The following is a 17571-nucleotide window of genomic DNA, read 5'->3' on the forward strand; positions in this document are numbered from 1 at the left end:
CCTCGGCCAAGGCGGTCGCGGCGATGGCGTACGACCAGTCGACGGTACCCGTGGCGGGGAGAAATGTTTCGGTCGCGGCGGAGAAGCTCACGCCGTCCCACCACAGGCCGGTGCTCAGACGACGCAGGCTCACCTTGACCGCCGTGACGGCCACGTCGTCGTCCGCCGCACCGCAGACGTCGCCCGTCGCGGCCGTACCGCAGCCAGCGTTGAATCCGGCGTCGTTGTACAGGCCGGCGACCGTGGGAAAGGCGATGGTGACGGTGGGGATGCTGAGGTTGACCGTCCAGGTGTAGGAGGTCGACGAGCTGACGTTGCCCACGGTGTCGGTGGCGCGCACCCTGAACGTGTGCGAGCCGGCGGTCAGTAGTGTGTAGTTCACCGGGCTGGTGCACGAGGCGAACCCCGCCCCATCGAGGTCGCAGTCGAGGGTGGCCGAGGCCTCCGCCTCGGTGAAGGCGAAGGTGGCCGCGTCACCGCTGGTGGCGGCTGGTGTGAGGGTCAGCACGGGTAGTGGCGGGGCCGTGCCGTCCACGATGACGCCAGCGACGCCGGCGTCGCCGCTGGGCGAGGCCACGGCGTAGACGGTGTGGGTGCCGTCGCTCGTTCCGGACGGCATGGTGACGACGACCGAGCCGTCGCCGCCGCTGGGAACCGTCGCCGGGGTCGCATTTCCTGCGAAGCTGCCGGTCAGCCCGGTGCCGGTGGGGCTGTCAAGGCGGTACCGAAGGGTCTCCCCGCCGAGGAACCCAGCTGCCGTACCGGTCGCCGAGGTCCCGGGCCTCACCGTCGTGGCCGACAGGACCAGCGTCGGCGCTGCCACCGTCACCGTGCTGCTCTTCACGCTCTCGCGCCCGCTCCAGGCGGACCCGAACAGTGGGGTTACCGAGTAGGCCCACGTGCCGACCGGCACGTTGCTCTCGACGCAGCTGGTGCCGGTGATGATCCCAGTGCACGCCGTGACGATGGTCTGAGCCGTCGAACCGGAGTAGCGCTTCACGGCATAGCCACTGACCATCTGTCCGTTGGTGAGCGTGGTCGCAGGCCAGCTGACCGTGACCGTGCGCCCCACCACGCTGGCGGTCGGCGTTGCGCCCTGGTTGACAGTCGAGGCCGCTGCCGCGCCGTTGCCACCGGCCACGGAGCCGGTGGACCAGTAGCCCCAGGCCGTCGCTGCGATGATCGTCAGACACGCCGCGATGAGAAGTATCATCAGCCGGCGCATCACGGGCCAGCCTTCAGGAAGACTGTGAAGGACGCGCCTTGGCAGGCGCTGCCAGCGCTCGTGCTCATCGAGAGTGAGTTGGCCAAGGTGACCGGCAACGATCCGGCACCGGGAACGGTCCAGCCGGAGCTGTTGTTGGTCTGCGTCGAGAAGGACAGCGTTGTCAGGACACACGCCGAGTGTGAACTGTCGACGGTGAACCCGCCGATGCCCTGGGTGGTGTCGAGGGCGAGCGACGTGACCCGGACGCTGCCGGGGTTGGGGTTGGTGATGCTCAGTTCTACCGCCGCCTGCCCACCGGGTTGAAGCTGAGCGGAAGCTGTCGCCGAGCTCAGGGTGACAGCACGCGCGGTACCGGTGGCCGCCGAGCCCGATCCGCCGCCCGACCCGGCCCAGTACGCGGACGCGGCCGTGATCGTGCCGAGCGCGAGCACGGCAGAGACGGCCGCGACCAGCGACGCCCTTCGTCGGGTCGTTCTCATCGGCGCACCCGCACTCCGCTCGCTTCATAGCCAAGGGTCAGGAGCGATTCCTTGCAGCCGTCCTGATTGACCGGGCGGTTCAGCATGCCCACCGCCGGCCATGACCCGAGCGGCACCAGCAATTCACTGAGATTGTCATTGCTGTCGGCGGCAAGCGTGAGACCAACCCGACCCTTGAGATGCCGGACCTCGAAGTCGACCGCGGAGCACGGATGATCCGCATCAGCGCGCGGCGCCTCGACGTCCAGCACGGTCACGGTGATGTTGTCGATCGTGAGCGCAAATTCGTTCGGGTTGTCCAGCGACAGATTCAACGGCATCAACGCACCGACGGTCATCGGAGTCTGGGCGCTGCCGCGGATCGTGACCGGCTCCGGTGACGGCCCCAGCATCCGGCCGATACCGGCGCCGCCTGCCGAACGATCTGACGACGTGAAGCTGAGCGCCACGACAACGATCAACACCAACAGCAGCCCAAGCGCCACTCCCCAGGCGAGGTGCCTGTGTAGCAGTGTCCTCATCTGGAATTATCCGCAATCTTCGCGCACATCCGGGCCCGAAGGGCGGAGAGCCGACCAGCGGTCATTTCACTCAGTTGACGGCGTACACGAGCGCAACTGTCGCGTTCTTGCACCCGTCCTGGTTTGCACCGGAGTTGCTGAACGCGATCGTCGCGCCGGTCCATGCGCCCTGAGCCGATCCGGCAGGCACTTGGCTGCCCACGGTCATGGTGGCATTGGTGAGCGTGTAGTCGGCCGCGGTGCAGGCTCCCGTGGGCGCGCCCGCGTCCTTGGTCACCGTACCGATGCTGGCGACCACGTTTGTCACGTAGGCCGGACCGGCATTGGCGTTGTTGAAATTGCCGCTCAGGGTCTGGGGCGCGACTCCCGGCGCCATGGCTGTCACGGTGCTGGTCTGAATGGCTGAGACGGTGGCGTTGGTCCCGGTCGCTGCCGTGCCCACTCCCGTGCCTGTGGTCGTCCAGTACGCGTACGCCGCGCCTCCGCCGACCAACACCAGTGCCGCGGTGAGGATGGCAAACTTCTTCTTTTTCGTGAACGTGGTGGTGGTCATGAACCTGGTGCCTGTCTGTATGCAACCTGCCCGGACAGGTCGTCTGCGATCAAGGTAGTGGTGGTGAGAGGAACACGCATCTTGAGTCCGCCGTGGATCGACGTCTTGATCGTGAGTCCGGGGTGGGGCGGCGGTGTGATCGATCGGATGATGCCGAGGAAAGGTGTCCCGAAACCTGGGCCCGCGACCACCGTGGCGGCCCTTCTCGACTCGGCCTGCGCTAGCTTCTCGCTTGAGCTAATCGGCGGCGTCTGCCGCTTCGACCTCTTCACGCGTGATGCCCAGCAGGTAGACGATGGCATCAAGGTAGGGGACGTTGACCGAGGTGCGGGCCTGGTCACGCACCAGCGGCTTGGCGTTGAACGCGATGCCGAGCCCTGACGCGGCCAGCATGTCGAGATCGTTGGCACCGTCGCCGATCGCCACCGTGTTCTTGACCGGGATGCGGGCCTCCGTGGCGAAGCGCCGAAGGGCTTCTGCCTTGCCTGCTCGATCGACGACGTCGCCCAGGATGCGGCCGGTGAGGAAGCCGTCGACGACCTCCAGACGATTGGCGGCGAAGTAGTCGATGTCGAGCTCAGCAGCGATGCGTTCAATGATCTGGGTGAACCCACCGCTGACCAGAGCGAATCGGTAGCCGAGGCGTTTGAGGGTGCGGATCATGGTGCGTGCACCCGGGGCGTACAGGAGCGACCGGTAGACGTCGTCGAGTGCTGACTCCGCAACGCCGGCGAGCAGCGCAACCCGGGCGTGCAGAGACTCGGCGAAGTCGATCTCACCGCGCATCGCGGACTCGGTGATCGCCGCGACCTCGGCCTCGAAACCGGCGCGGGCAGCGATCATCTCGATGACCTCACCCTGGATGAGGGTCGAGTCGACGTCCATCACGACGAGGCGCTGGGCGTGCCGCAGGATGCCATTCTCCTGCACCGCGACGTCGACCCCCTGCTCGTACGCCACCGCGGCGAGGTCCGACTGCAGCAGGTCGGGGTCGGCGCCGGACACTTCCATGCGAATCGCCGTCACGGGGTAGCGCGCCATGCGGACGATGCGGTCGATGTTGCCGCCGTCTGCCTTGATGCGGGCCGCGAGTGCTGCCATGGCGGCAGGCCGCAGCGGGCTGCCGAGAACAACGACCTGCGCGCGCCCCACCCGGCGGGGTCGGTTGTCGCCGACGCCCCTCTCGACCGAGACCTCGAGGCCGAAGGCGGCGCCGACCTCACGGACGGTCGCCTCCAGCCCCGGCGGGTCGGCGGGAACAGTCAGCAGCGCACTCAGGATGAGGCGACCGCGCACGACGAGCTGCTCGACGTCGATGACTTCGACACCGAATGGTTCGAGATCGGCGAACAGGCGTGTCGTGACCCCGCTCTGGTCGGGACCGGTGAGGGTGACCAGGACGGTCGGGTCGGTGAAGCTCAGGGTCGGCACGGGCTCAGTCATCGCCTCTGAGGCTATCGCTCGGACACTTCGCGCTCGCGATAGGTTGACACCACCGCAATGTTTGATGATGAGGAGGGTGCATGCCAGCCGCTTTCGAGCTCTCGAAGGTCAGTGTGGTGCGCCCCGGCAAGGTCCTCCTCGACAACATCAGCTGGACGGTGGATGAGGGCGAGCGTTGGGTCATCCTGGGCCCCAACGGCGCCGGCAAGACCACCTTGATGCAGATCATCAGCGCTTCGATGCACCCCACCAAGGGCAAGGTGCGCATCCTCGGGGAGAAGCTCGGCCGCATCGACATCTTCGATCTGCGCACCCGCATCGGCCACACCAGCACGGCTGTGGCCGATCGCATCCCACCAGCGGAGTCGGTCAGTGACACCGTCGTGTCCGCCGCACATGCCGTGACCGGTCGGTGGCAGGAGAAGTACGACGACGAGGACCACGCCCGTGCCGTCCAGATGATGGGCGAGATGGGCATCACGGCACTTGCCCAGCGAACATTCGGCACCTTGTCCGAGGGCGAGCGCAAGCGGGTGCTCATCGCGCGGGCGCTCATGACCGACCCCGAGCTTCTGCTGCTCGACGAGCCCGCAGCCGGCCTCGACCTCGGCGCGCGCGAGGACCTGCTGGCCAGCCTCGAGGTCCTGTCCAACGCTGACGACTCGCCGGTCCTGGTCATGGTGTCCCACCACGTCGAGGAGATTCCGGTCGGATTCACCCACGTGCTGTTGCTGCGCGGTGGCAAAGTGATGGCACAGGGCCCGATCGAGTCGACGCTCACCGCCGACAATCTCGGAGCGACGTTCGGGCTCCGGGTGCAGCTCCAGCGCGAAGGTGGCCGCTACACGGCGCGTCGAGCAGCACACGGGCACCGGGCCGGATGACAGTGGTGCAGGACGATCGAGGGGTGGCGCGGTGTTCGAGTGGATGAGTGACCACATGTGGGTGACGTGGGTCGGGCTCGGCGTGGTCCTGGCGGTCACCGAGATGGTCAGCCTCGACCTGGTGCTGCTCATGTTCGCTCTGGGCGCCTTGGCTGCCGCAGTCGCTTCCGTGCTCGGCGCGCCACTGTGGGTGTCGGTCCTGGTGCTGGGCGTCGTGTCGGTCGGCCTCCTCTACTTCGTCCGCCCCCCGATGGTCGCGCGTCTGCACAGTGGACCCACGCTCACCTCCGGTCACAACGTCCTGATCGGCCGGGTCGGCGTCGTCGTCGAACCAGTTGCCGAGTTCGGCGGCCGCATCCAGTTGGCCGGCGAGCTGTGGTCGGCCCGCACCATGTCCAAGACCGAACATTTCGAGCCGGGCACCGAGGTCCTCGTCTCGGCCATCGACGGCGCCACGGCAGTCGTCACCACGAAGGAGTCCTGATGTTCGCCCAAGCGTTCACCGTGTTCATCATCCTGATCGTCGTCCTCGGGGCCATCGCCCTGACCATGACGGTCAAGATCGTCCCGCAGGCGCGTGCGGGCATCGTCGAGCGGTTCGGCAAGTACCGCACGACCCTGCAGGCAGGGCTCAACATCGTCGTTCCGTTCGTCGACAAGGTGCGCTACACGATCGACCTGCGCGAGCAGGTCGTGTCGTTCCCCCCGCAGCCCGCCATCACCGAGGACAACCTCGTGGTCTCGATCGACACCGTCATCTACTTCCAGGTCACCGACCCGGTGGCGGCGACGTACGAGATCGCCAACTACATCCAGGCCATCGAGCAGCTGACCATGACGACACTGCGCAACATCACCGGTGGCATGTCGCTCGAGCACGCGCTGACCAGCCGCGACCAGATCAACTCCGGGCTCCGCGGCGAGCTCGACAGCGCGACCGGCAAGTGGGGCATTCGCGTCAACCGGGTCGAGCTCAAGGGCATCGACCCGCCGCCGTCCATCATCGACGCGATGGAGCAACAGATGCGCGCCGAGCGCAACAAGCGTGCGGCGATCCTCACGGCTGAGGGCAATCGGCAGTCAGCCATCCTGACAGCCGAGGGGGAGAAGCAGTCGTCGATCCTGACCGCCGAGGGGATGCGGCAGGCGCAAATCCTGTCCGCGCAGGCTGACCGACAGGCGCAGATCCTCCGCGCCCAGGGCGAGGCACAGGCCATCCAGACCGTGTTCCAGGCGATCCACGACGGCAACCCCGACCAGAAGCTGCTGTCGTACCAGTACCTCCAGATGCTGCCGAAGATCGCCGAGGGAGACAACGCCACGACGTGGATCATCCCGGCAGAGCTCACCAAGGCGCTGGGCACCCTGGGAGGAACGCTGGGCACGATCCCGGTCGACGGCGGCGGCAGCAAGACCCGCATCGACTTCGACGCCCCGATCGAGGACGACGTCCCGGAGGAGGCCGCCACCGCGACCGCCGTCCAGGAGGCCCTCGATGCAGCCCGCGACGCTGAGAAGACGATGTCCGCATCGACGGGTGCCGAATCGGCACCACCGGCAACACCATCGGCCCCGACAACCCCGTTGCAGAAGCCACCCCCGACCTGATCGCGCTGGGCCCCGACATAGACCTGGGTGTGGGTCTCGAGACTGATTGTCTCGAGACCCACGTTTTTTTGCTGGCAGAGCCGACTGAATGAGGTTGAGCGCGAACCGGCCGATCTGAGCGGAAGGTATGCCGAGCGTTCACCGATCGTTCACCGCAACCGGTCCGGCATAGGGTCTGATACCTCTACATTTTTCGCGACAGAGCACCACGACGTCGCGAAAAGAGCCCGGTCTTGAGCACCACCCTGCGCACGGACACCCCAGATTCGGATCTGGACGAACCGCGGGATCTGGCGACCCGTCAGTCCGGGTCCGATCGCGCGTTCACCATCGGCACACGGTCGATCGCGGCCATCGTCCTCGTGATCACCGGAGCGATCGGGCTCTTCCTTGCGCTGTCGGCGATCCCGACGTTCAAGCACTACGGCTGGAGCTTCTTCACCGAGACGCAGTGGCAGCCGGAGGCAGACACCCTGGGGATCGCGGCGGTGCTTGTCGGCACGTTCACCGTCGCTTTCGTGGCACTCGTGGTGGCGTTTCCCCTGGCCCTCCTGACGGCGCTCTACATCGCTGAATACGCTCCGGCGGGAATGAGGCCGACTCTGACCTCGCTGGTGGACCTCATGGCTGCCGTGCCGAGCATCATCTACGGCCTGTGGGGATTCGCGCTGCTCCAGCCGCGGGCAAGCGCGTTCGCCCACTGGTTGCACGTCCATCTGGGCTTCATCCCGTTCTTCCGCGTCGACGCCGATCCGAACGCCGCGGTCTGGGAGCAGACCCGGTACACGGCCTCCGCATTCATCGCCGGGCTGGCAGTGGCGATGATGGTGATCCCCATGGCGTGCGCTGTCATGCGACAAGTCTTCTCGCAGGCGCCCCCCGGTGAGCGCGAGGCGGCCTTCGCCCTCGGCGCCACGCACTGGGGAGTTGTCAAGACAGTGGTCCTGCCCTTCGGCAAGGGCGGCATCATCGGCGGGACGATGCTGGGCCTGGGTCGCGCGCTCGGTGAGACCATCGCCGTGCTCCTGATCATCTCCCCGGCATTCGACCTGAAGTTCAGGCCGCTGGAGATCGGCACGAACACCATCTCGGCGCTCGTGGCCGGGCGGTTCGGTGAGGCCACCAGCTCGCAGCTCCAGGCTCTCCTCACCGCTGGATTCGTGCTGTTCGTCATCACGCTCGGCATCAACACAGTTGCCGCGACAGTCGTGTCACGCAGTCGTTCCGGCGAAGGAGCAGAGGCCTGATGAGCATCGATCTCGAACCTCGGCCAATCGTGACCGGAGCGTCGGTGACGGTGGAAGCGCCGGTCCTGACCTTCGTCCGGACGGAGCCCGCCTCCACGGATGTCGTCGAGACCGCGCCGCGACGCATCCTCAGCACCACCACCGCGGAGCAACGGTTCGAGCTCGTCGGCTGCTGGGTTGCTGCATTTGCGCTGTCCTGGCTGATCTGTGGGCGCCTCCTTCCGTGGCACGGCGCGCTCATCTTCGTCGTGGTCACCGTCGTGGCGGGGATATCGCTGTTGGCGATGATGACGGCCCTCGACGCCGGGTGGCCTGAGGTCGTCGACCGTATCGTCAGCAGCACGGTTCACCTCGGCGCGTTGCTCGTCGGGTTCGCACTGATGTCGACCGTGACCTTCGTGCTGTTCCGTGGCTCGTCGTCGCTGCTGCACCTCAACACGTTCTTCGACGACATGTCAGGAGTCGGGCCACGCGACCCCCTCAACCGGGGCGGCGTCGCTCACGCGATCGTCGGGTCGCTGATCCAGATCGGCATCGCGATCGTCGTGACGATCCCGCTGGGCATCGGCACGGCGATCTACATGACCGAGATCGGTGGCAGGTTCGCGAGGATCGTGCGCACGATCGTCGAGGCCATGACCGCCCTGCCGTCGATCGTCGCCGGCCTCTTCATCTACACGACTCTCATCGTGGGGCTCGAGATGCCCCGATCGGGCCTGGCGGCGGCCATGGCGCTGGCCGTCATGATGCTGCCGATCATCGCCCGGGCGTCCGACGTGGTGCTGCGGGTCGTCCCGGGCAATCTTCGCGAGGCCAGCCTCGCACTGGGTGCCTCGCGCTGGCGGACGGTGTGGCACATCGTGCTGCCGACCGCGAGACCCGGTCTTGCGACGGCCGTCATCCTCGGCGTGGCCCGCGGCATCGGCGAGACGTCGCCGGTGCTCCTCACGTCCGGCACGGCGGCCTTCATGGTCACCAGTCCCACCGGGGGAGTCATGAACTCCCTTCCGCTGTTCATCTTCTCGACCGCACGGAGCGGCGAGCCGCTCTACATCGACCGCGCCTACGGTGCGGCCTCCATCCTGCTCCTCCTCGTCCTGATCCTCTTCGTCACCGCTCGCCTCCTGGCCCGTCCCCGAAAGGGCACCCGATGACCACCCTCACCACCCACCGCGCTCCCACGGTTGTGCGGCGGCGGGTCACTCTGACCCTGCTGATCGGCGTCCTGGCGATGGCCGTGCTGCTCACCACCGCGCGCCCGGCGCAAGCGGCCTACGCCCAGATCGAGGGATCAGGCTCGACCTGGTCAGAGGTCATCGTCCAGCAGTGGATCTCTGACGTCGACGCCAACGGCATCAAGGTCACGTACAACGGCGGTGGATCTTCGCAGGGCCGCAAGAACTTCGCCCAGAACGTGACTGACTTCGGCATCACCGAGATTCCCTACCAGGGCAAGGACGAGCAGGGAGCCGTCGACTCCGCTGGCTCCCGGGAGTTCGCGTACATGCCGATCATCGCGGGCGGTACGGCGTTCACCTATCAGCTCCGGGTGGCCGGCAAGCTGGTCAAGAACCTGCGGCTCTCCGGCGAGACGATCGCAAGGATCTTCACCGGAAAGATCACCAACTGGAACGATCCGGCGATCAGCAAGGACAACAACGGGCGCTTGCTGCCCTCACTGAGGATCATCCCGGTCAGGCGCTCCGACGGTTCCGGGACGACTGCGCAGTTCACGACCTGGCTCGACAAGGTCTACCCCAGCATCTGGCGACCGTTCTTCGGCCGGTCCGGGCTGACCTCGTACTACCCGGCGTTCGGCAAGTCGATCGGAGCATCCGGTTCCGACCAGGTCATGAACACCATCGCGAGCGGCGCCGGCAACGGCACGATCGGCTATGTCGAGTACTCCTACCCAGTGAACAAGAAGTACCCCGTGGTCAAGCTGCTGAACAAGGCCGGCTACTTCGTCGAGCCGACGCAGTACAACGTGGCCGTCGCGCTCACCAAGGCCCGCATCAACCAGGACACGAGCTCGGACAAGTACCTCACGTCCATCCTTGACGGTGTCTACGGAGCAGCCGACCCGCGCGCCTACCCATTGTCGTCGTACTCCTACATGCTGCTGCCGACGGGCAAGAAGGACCAGCGCATGACGACCGCCAAGCGTCAGTCACTGACCGACTTCATGTTCTACTCGCTGTGCGAAGGACAGGGCAAGGCTGGGGCGTACGGTTACTCGCCGCTGCCGCTCAACCTCGTGCAGGCCGGGTTCAGCCAGCTCAAGAAGCTGTCGGCCGCCGACCCGAAGGTCAACTTCAAGAACCGCGACGTGAACCAGTGCAACAACCCGACGTTCGTCAAGGGCGACCTGTCGAAGAACAAGCTGGCCCAGATCGCGCCCCAGCCGGCCGCGTGCGACAAGATCGGGGCTGGGCCGTGCACCGGTGCGACCGGCACCGCACCCACCTCGACGAAGGCGGCGAAGAATGCCGGTACGTCGGCGGCAGGTGGCGCGGCAGCGGGTGGTGCCGTGGCAACCGTCGGTCCGGCGTCGGGGGCGGTCGATCCTGAGACCGGTCTGCCGAGCGGCGGGACAGCGGCGCAAGGGACGGGGGAGGGCTCGGTTGCCGTGCCAACCGAGCTGCTGGCCGGGCGGGCCGGCGACACCTCGGTCTTCGGTGCACTCGCCGTCATCGAGCTGATCGCGATCATCATGGCGCCGGGTGCGGGGGCCGTCTACTTCAGACGCCGCGCCCGTCGAAAGCTGGGTGCGTGGTGATGCGCGCACATCGCCTCCGGGCGGGGCTTGTCCTCGGCTTCGCCTCTACCCTCATCCTGAGCATGGTCGCCGCGGGCGGCCAGTCTGCCGTCGCCGCCCCCTCGAGCAGCGACGAGGGAGCGTTCAAGGCCACCAAGACCGTCACGCGTGAGTTTCGCGACGCTCGTGCAGGGACGGACGATGTCGTTGACTCGAGGAACTTCACGCTCTCCGTCGATCACACCCGCAACCTGCGGGGCCGTGAGCGGCTCAAGATCAGCTGGTCGGGTGCTCGGCCGAGCGCCGGGCGTGCCGCCGACCCGTACGGCGAGAACGGGCTCAATCAGGAGTACCCCGTCCTCATCATGCAGTGCCGCGGAACCGATGATTCGTCGCTCCCGGTAGCCAGGCAGCTCAGGCCGGAGACCTGCTGGACCTCCACTCGCCAGCAGCGCTCCCAGTCGGCGGACGATCTGTTCGCCGTGTGGCGCCACGACCTGTATTCCACGACCGAGCAACGGGCCAAGAAGACCGGCCTCGGATCGATCCCATCCACGTGCGCTGACGATGCCTCGTACTCGACCCACCTGACGCCGTTCGTCGCGGCCGGGGGCACGGTCTTCTCGGCGTGCACTGCCGAGACGATGCCCCCCGAGGCTGCTGTCGGCGCGGCCTTCCCGCCAGCAGAAGTCGCGGCATTCAGCGACGTCGACGGCAAGGGCCAGCTCAACTACGAGGTGCGTTCAGCAACTGAGAACGAGTCGCTCGGATGCAGCGAGAAGACCGCCTGCTCGATCGTGGCCATCCCGATCATGGGGCTCAGCTGCGTCGACAACGACCGCGAGTGCCGCAAGGACGGTCGACTCCAGCCCGGCTCGAACAACTTCTCCAACGAGGGCGTCGATGCAGCGGTGTCGCCGGTCTACTGGTGGAGCGAGTCGAACTGGCGCAACCGTGTCACGGTGCCGCTGTCGTTCGGTTTGCCGCCCGATGCCTGCGACGTCCTCGACAAACGTGCCCCCACGCCGTTCTACGGCTCCGAGCTGATGAGCCAGGCTGCACTGCAGTGGTCACCGGCGTACTGCTTGCGCAAGGACAGGTTCAAGTTCCAGCACAACAGGCTTGGCGACGAGCCGGCCTTCGCGCTGGTGGAAAAGGGCGAGGCGCCGGCAGCATTTGTGTCCGGCAACCGAGAGCGGAGCACGACGGACCCGATCGGGTATGCACCGACCGCCCTCACCGGTTTCGCCGTTGCGTTCATCGTCGACCGACCGGGGAACCAAGGTGAGAAGTTCGATCTCAACCTCACCCCCCGACTTCTCGCCAAGCTGCTGAGCCAGTCGTACACCGGGTCGAGGCGCGGCCAGCAGCACCCCGGCATCGAGAAAAACCCCCTGTCGCTCAATCTCGATCTGGAGTTTCAGGCTCTGAACCCGGGGCTTGACTCCATCGCGCGGGAAGCCGCGGCCACGGTGCTGTCGCTCTCGGAGTCGTCCGACGTCATCAAGACCCTCACCTCGTACCTCGAGGACGACCCGGAGGCAAAGGCATTTCTGGAGGGCGTTCCCGACCCTTGGGGGATGGTAGTCAACCCGTCGTACAGGGACGTCAAGCTGCCGACCAGCGAATTCCCGCTGCTCGACAGGTTTGAGCCGACGTCAGACCTGCAGTGCCTGAAGGAGAATCCGGCACCGTACTTCGGCCAACTCGCAGCCCCGGTGACGAGCCTGCGCAAGATCGCGGAGGCTGTACTCGACGCATGGCCCAACGTGCAGACGAAGTGTGACCGCGCGAGCAGCAGCGATCCGTTCAAGGTGGGACGTGTTGACCGTCAGGGGATCGGAACGCGCTTCATGCTGGGCGTTGTCAGCCTCGGCGACGCCGCCCGCTTCGGCCTGCGGACTGCCGCGTTGCAGACGACCTCGACAGTGTCGCCGACGGCCAAGTTCACCAGCAGCGATGGACGGACGTTCATCGCCCCGACAAACGAAAGCGTCAGCGCTGCGGCAGAGGTTGCGAAGCCTCAGGGCGTCAGGAGGGCGTTCGCCCTTGACATGCAGACGCTGCGCAAGACCCCGACGGCCTATCCCGGCACGATGATCGTCTACACCACGGCCAAGCTCGACGGTCTCGCGAAGTCGGATGCCCTGAAGGTCGCTGAGTTCATCCGCATCGCCACTACCGAGGGACAGGTCAGAGGATCGGGCAACGGCAAGCTCCCGGACGGCTTCGTCCCGATCAAGTCGACTGGCGTGACAGCCGCGCTCTACACGTCGGCGCAGGACGTTGCAGGGCTGATAGCCGCCCAGAAGGGGCCAAAGGCCAACTCCGCCACCACGCCCGCGATTGCACCTGGCGGCGGCGGCGCCGCCGCCGCGGGACCGGGTGACGCTAACATCCCGACCGACGCCGTCCCCAAGGATGCCAAGACGTCCACAGCCCCGACCGAGACGGCAGACACTGTCGCGACGGCGTCCAGCAGCCCAGGTCCCGCGGGAGTACTGCTGCCGCTGCTCATCGCACTCGCGGTGCTCGCGGGGCTCGGCGGGCCGGCGACACGTCTGGTTGCGACATGGCGGGCACGTCCGTGAGCGCGGCAACGTCGGGTCGGCGCCGATCGAGCATGCCGGCCCAGCTCTGGCCGCTTTTCCCGTCGCTCCGGTCGAAGATGTCGGCGAAGCCGAAGCCGAAGCCGAAGCCGAACGCCGTTCCACTTCCCGAACGGGTGGCGGTCGCGAGCACATCGCTCACGGTGCTCGCGGTGCTGTCCGTCTGGCTGCTCGCGCAGATCCTCGTGCTCGGCGGTCTGGAACAGAACCGTGCGCAGGACCGTCTCTACTCGCAGTTCCGTACCCAGCTTGCCAGCTCAACGGCTCCGACGGGCGGCATCATCGCCCCCGGTGCGCCGGTCGCGCTGCTCACGATCCCGTCGCTCGGCTACGAGCAGGTGGTGGCCGAGGGGACGTCGTCCGGCGCCATGCTTTCTGGCCCGGGGCACCGTCGCGACACCGTGCTGCCTGGACAGGCCGGTGTCTCGCTGATCTACGGTCGCGCGCGCACCTTCGGCAAGCCCTTCGGGCCGATGCTCTCTGAGGCGGCGGGCAAGACCATGACCGTCGTGACGTCGCAGGGCAAGACCACGTACACGATCGGCAGGGTCCGCCGCGCAGGCGAGCCGATGCCGGTCGTGCCGACGGCGGACGGCTCGCGCATCACGATGGCAACCGCCGATGGCACCGGACGTCTTGGTGCCCTGAGCCCGCGCAACGTCGTCTACATCGATGCCACGATCGTCGGCAAGCCGTTCGCCGCACCGGCCGGCCGGCTCAATGCGATAGGACCCTCCGAGACCGCCATGGCGAACGACACCAGCGTCATGCCGGCCCTTGCGTTGAGCCTCGGTGCGTTGGCCGTCATGGTGGCCGGCACGGTGTTCTCACGACAACGATTCGGCTTCGTCCGAACCTGGGTCATTGCGACCCCGATCATCCTGTCACTGGCCTGGCTGACTGCCGACCTCGCGATGTATCTACTCCCGAATCTCCTGTGATTGCAGTATTCTCTGATGTCGCTCCCTAGGCTCCACCTGTCTGCCCGATGGACACCCAGCGTTCATCTGAAACCCCGCGAGACGGGTTCGGTCCCGCTTAGTTTTCTCATGGGCACCACCCCCGGATGCCCATGACATGTGAGAGAAGGACTTCAGGAATGATTCGTCAGCGAGTCTCCCTCGTCGCGGTCGGCGCCCTCGTCGCCACTGCTGCATTGACCGCCGGACTGGCCACCTCGGCCAGCGCAGCATCACCACCTACGATCTACGACCCCAGCTTCATCCCTGATGCAGGCACCGATCTGGTCGGCGTCGGATCCGACACCACCGAGATCGTCATGCACTACCTGAGTGAGGGGCATGCGGGCGTCGCCGGCTTCAACTTCGAGAAGTCCTCGAACCGGTTGGCATCGTTCGCCGCCCTGTCCGACACGCCGACGATCGTTCTTCGTAGTGGCGAGGCCCCCGTCAACCGCCCGAACGGCTCCGGTAACGGCAAGAAGACGCTGTACGGGCCGGGAAACAACGTGTCCGTCAACTTTGCGCGGTCCTCATCCTCGCTGAACACCGCGGAGGACTCCGCGGGCCTCCGACAGTTCCCCTTCGCCGTGGACGGCTTGAAGCTCGCCGTCTCCAAGACTGCGAGCAACGCTCCGGCGTCCATCTCACCGGCAGAGATGGTCAAGATCTACGACGGCACGTATCACGTCTGGGGAGACATCCCCGGGTACGCCGGTCCGGCACCGACAGCCCTGATCAAGCCCTACGTCCCGCAGAGTGGATCCGGCACGTACTCATTCTTCGTCGCCCAGCTGCAGGCGGCCAACAGCGGGGTGGCGGTGAACATCTCCGGGAACAGCGAGACCCAGGAGCACAGCGACGTCGACGTCAAGGACAACCCGAATGCGATCGTGCCGTTTTCAACGGCACGGGCCAAGACCGAGTCGGCCGCCACGGTCAAGGTGCTCGCCGGCTTCAAGGCCTATCGCGCCATCTACAACGTCGCACGCGGTGCTGACCTCTCCGACGCGACACTCGGCCCGAAGCTGACCTCCGTGTTCGGCGAGGGTGGCTTCATCTGCAGCGCCGCCGCGAAGCCTCTCATCGAGGCCGCAGGCTTCGACCAGTTGGCCCGTCCGGTCGCCGGTGGAGCATGCGGAGTCAGCCGGACGACTGCTCTGTCGGCGTTCGTCACGACTTCGCAGGTCGACACGGACACGACCCTCGCGGCGGAGTCGATCAACAACAACAAGGTGACACTCGCCGCTTCGGTCGACGCGTCGACCGATCCCGATGGGGCTGTCACTTTCAAGGATGATGGCGCCACGATCGGCGCGGCCGTTCCTGTCGTCGACGGCAAAGCCACCAAGACGCTCAGCCTCGTGGCTCTCGGTGACCACCACTACAGTGCCGAGTTCACACCGTCCGACATCTTGGCGTTCAACGCCTCGGCGTCGCCCACGGAGACGGTCACGGTGAAGACGGCTTCCAACGTCGCGGTGGGCCTGCTCAACGAGACAGGCACCTACGGCACCACTCGGCTCGTGGCAATCTCCGCGAACGTCGATGGTGAAGCTGCCACCGGCTCAGTGAAGGTCAAGGTCGATTCCGGCAACCCGTCGACTGTCACTCTGAACAGGGGCGTTGCGTTTGTCTCCATCCCCGGCACCACCGTCGTGGGCGCCCACACGGTGACGGCGACGCTCGCAGGAACAGCGGTCCACAGCGAGGCCTCGGACTCGGCACCGCTCGTGGTGACCAAGGCGAAAACGTCAACGAAGTTCGCTTTCGTCGACCCGACCATCAGTGCCGCCACGACACCCAAGACGATCACGAGGGTAACCATCATCGGTGCGTCGGCCACGGTCAAGCCCAGCGGCACCATCACCTTCAAGTACGGGTCGAAGACGGTCGGTACAGGCACGGTCACCAACGGTGTCGCGAAGGTCAGCCTGGCCAGGCAGAAGAAGAAGTCGACTGTCTACGGGATCAGAGCGACGTTCACGAGCTCGAGCAGCAACTACTCCGGCTCGATTTCCGCGACCGTCAACCTGAGGGTCTCGTAGTAGCCGTATGACGACACCGCACGAAGCAGCCGGCTCCGCGTCCCCACCGACGCGGGGCCGGCTGTGCGCGACCACGAACCACTACTGCCGGAGGACGACACCATGACTGTGACCACTGAAGAGCGAAGCCTCAACAGCGACGAGACCCGGGTGCTCCCGTCCGTACCGGCGGTCGAGACACCGGCTGGCGGGTTGGCCGAGATCAGGGCCAATGACGTCTCGGCATGGTTCGGGAACCACAAGGTGCTCGACCGTGTGTCGCTGACGATGGACGCCGGTGCGGTCACGGCACTGATCGGCCCCTCTGGCTGCGGCAAGTCGACGTTCCTGCGCATCCTCAACCGCATGCACGAGCTCATCCCGTCGGCGTCACTCGCCGGCAGCGTCGAGCTTGACGGCCAGGACATCTACGACGCGGCACGCAAGCTCACCGATGCCCGCCGATCGATCGGCATGGTGTTCCAGAAGCCCAACCCATTCCCGGCGATGTCGATCCGTGAGAACGTCCTCGCGGGGCTCAAGCTGACCGGCACCCGGATCAACAAGTCCGACCGCGACGACCTCGTGGAGTCGTGCCTGGTCAAGGGTGGCCTCTGGAACGAGGTCAAGAACCGCCTCGACGCACCCGGCGGCGGGCTGTCTGGCGGACAGCAGCAGCGCCTCTGCATCGCCCGCTCGCTCGCGATCAAGCCGCGGGTGCTCCTGATGGACGAGCCGTGCTCCGCCCTCGATCCGACGTCGACTCGGGTTATCGAGGAGACGATGCTCGACCTCGCCCGCGAGGTGACGATCGTGATCGTCACCCACAACATGCAGCAGGCGGCGAGGGTTTCTTCGAAGTGCGCCTTCTTCCTGGCCGCACAGGGCACGCCCGGCGTGGTCGTCGAGCACGGCGACACCGGGGCGATGTTCGGAAACCCGCAGGATTCCCGGACAGCCGACTACGTCAACGGCCGTTTTGGCTGAGCGCGCATCCCGTCGCCACGACGGCTTGTCGTCGATCATCATGCTGACGACGGGTGCCGTGTGCCTCGCCGGCCTCGCGCTTCTCGTCACGGCGGTGCTGTCAGCCCAGCCGTCGACCGGGGTCATCGCCGACACCCGGCCCGGGCTGACGGCCGAGCCGACCACGACGATGGAGGCGGTCAAGCCGGTTGCTGAGCAGATTGCGCCGGTCTTGAGTGGCAGGGATGACGCTGCCGGGGGCAGCCCCGTCTCGGAGGCATGGGCCGGC

General features: G+C 66.5%; 16 protein-coding genes. 11 read left to right on the plus strand and 5 right to left on the minus strand.

Annotated features, from left to right (window positions below; all coding sequences use genetic code 11):
• The 5 genes from H7290_RS12170 to serB all read right to left on the minus strand — a co-directional run.
• Nucleotides 1-1225: hypothetical protein (locus H7290_RS12170; RefSeq protein WP_290514284.1), on the minus strand; the 1225-nt coding region annotated here is incomplete at its 3' end.
• Entirely contained in the window at nucleotides 1225-1707 is a 483-nt protein-coding gene (locus H7290_RS12175) for a hypothetical protein (RefSeq protein WP_290514285.1), read from the minus strand. The genes H7290_RS12170 and H7290_RS12175, both read right to left, overlap by 1 nt.
• A complete protein-coding gene (locus H7290_RS12180; protein WP_290514286.1) occupies nucleotides 1704-2171 on the minus strand; it encodes a hypothetical protein in 468 nt (155 codons plus the stop codon). The genes H7290_RS12175 and H7290_RS12180 overlap by 4 nt, the downstream gene beginning before the upstream one ends.
• Before the next feature lie 127 nt (nucleotides 2172-2298).
• Nucleotides 2299-2781: a hypothetical protein gene (locus H7290_RS12185; RefSeq protein ID WP_290514287.1), complete on the minus strand. Its 483-nt coding sequence runs from the start codon at nucleotides 2779-2781 to the stop codon at nucleotides 2299-2301.
• 237 nt (nucleotides 2782-3018) lie between these two features.
• The gene (gene serB / locus H7290_RS12190) at nucleotides 3019-4224 is read right to left on the minus strand and encodes a phosphoserine phosphatase SerB (protein ID WP_290514288.1); all 1206 of its coding nucleotides are present in this window, start codon (nucleotides 4222-4224) and stop codon (nucleotides 3019-3021) included.
• 80 nt (nucleotides 4225-4304) lie between these two features.
• Here serB and H7290_RS12195 point away from each other — a divergent pair, with 80 nt between their 5' ends.
• From H7290_RS12195 to H7290_RS12245, 11 genes are all read left to right on the plus strand, one after another.
• Nucleotides 4305-5108 carry an ABC transporter ATP-binding protein gene (locus H7290_RS12195; RefSeq protein WP_290514289.1) on the plus strand — a complete coding sequence of 268 codons (804 nt, stop codon included), beginning with the start codon at nucleotides 4305-4307 and terminating at the stop codon, nucleotides 5106-5108.
• Between the two features lie 43 nt (nucleotides 5109-5151).
• Nucleotides 5152-5592 (plus strand): NfeD family protein, encoded by a 441-nt coding sequence (locus H7290_RS12200; protein ID WP_290514290.1) that lies wholly within the window; start codon nucleotides 5152-5154, stop codon nucleotides 5590-5592.
• A complete protein-coding gene (locus H7290_RS12205) occupies nucleotides 5592-6716 on the plus strand; it encodes an SPFH domain-containing protein (protein ID WP_290514291.1) in 1125 nt (374 codons plus the stop codon). Before H7290_RS12200 ends, H7290_RS12205 begins: the two co-directional genes overlap by 1 nt.
• 233 nt (nucleotides 6717-6949) lie before the next feature.
• The gene (pstC, locus tag H7290_RS12210) at nucleotides 6950-7963 is read left to right on the plus strand and encodes a phosphate ABC transporter permease subunit PstC (RefSeq protein WP_290514292.1); all 1014 of its coding nucleotides are present in this window, start codon (nucleotides 6950-6952) and stop codon (nucleotides 7961-7963) included.
• Entirely contained in the window at nucleotides 7963-9117 is a 1155-nt protein-coding gene (gene pstA / locus H7290_RS12215; protein WP_290514293.1) for a phosphate ABC transporter permease PstA, read from the plus strand. The genes pstC and pstA overlap by 1 nt, the downstream gene beginning before the upstream one ends.
• Nucleotides 9114-10742 (plus strand): phosphate ABC transporter substrate-binding protein PstS, encoded by a 1629-nt coding sequence (locus H7290_RS12220; RefSeq protein ID WP_290514294.1) that lies wholly within the window; start codon nucleotides 9114-9116, stop codon nucleotides 10740-10742. The genes pstA and H7290_RS12220 overlap by 4 nt, the downstream gene beginning before the upstream one ends.
• Nucleotides 10742-13312: a hypothetical protein gene (locus H7290_RS12225; RefSeq protein WP_290514295.1), complete on the plus strand. Its 2571-nt coding sequence runs from the start codon at nucleotides 10742-10744 to the stop codon at nucleotides 13310-13312. The genes H7290_RS12220 and H7290_RS12225 overlap by 1 nt, the downstream gene beginning before the upstream one ends.
• A complete protein-coding gene (locus H7290_RS12230; RefSeq protein WP_290514296.1) occupies nucleotides 13294-14271 on the plus strand; it encodes a sortase in 978 nt (325 codons plus the stop codon). Before H7290_RS12225 ends, H7290_RS12230 begins: the two co-directional genes overlap by 19 nt.
• A 158-nt stretch (nucleotides 14272-14429) precedes the next feature.
• Complete coding sequence (locus H7290_RS12235) at nucleotides 14430-16337, plus strand: Ig-like domain repeat protein (protein ID WP_290514297.1); 1908 nt, start codon at nucleotides 14430-14432, stop codon at nucleotides 16335-16337.
• A gap of 192 nt (nucleotides 16338-16529) precedes the next feature.
• A complete protein-coding gene (locus H7290_RS12240) occupies nucleotides 16530-17303 on the plus strand; it encodes a phosphate ABC transporter ATP-binding protein (RefSeq protein WP_290514299.1) in 774 nt (257 codons plus the stop codon).
• Nucleotides 17296-17571 (plus strand): hypothetical protein (locus H7290_RS12245; RefSeq protein ID WP_290514298.1); only part of this gene is annotated, 276 nt, incomplete at its 3' end. The genes H7290_RS12240 and H7290_RS12245, both read left to right, overlap by 8 nt.

Origin of the sequence: Aeromicrobium sp., assembly GCF_014378035.1 — a bacterium.
Taxonomy (GTDB): Bacteria; Actinomycetota; Actinomycetes; order Propionibacteriales; family Nocardioidaceae; genus Aeromicrobium.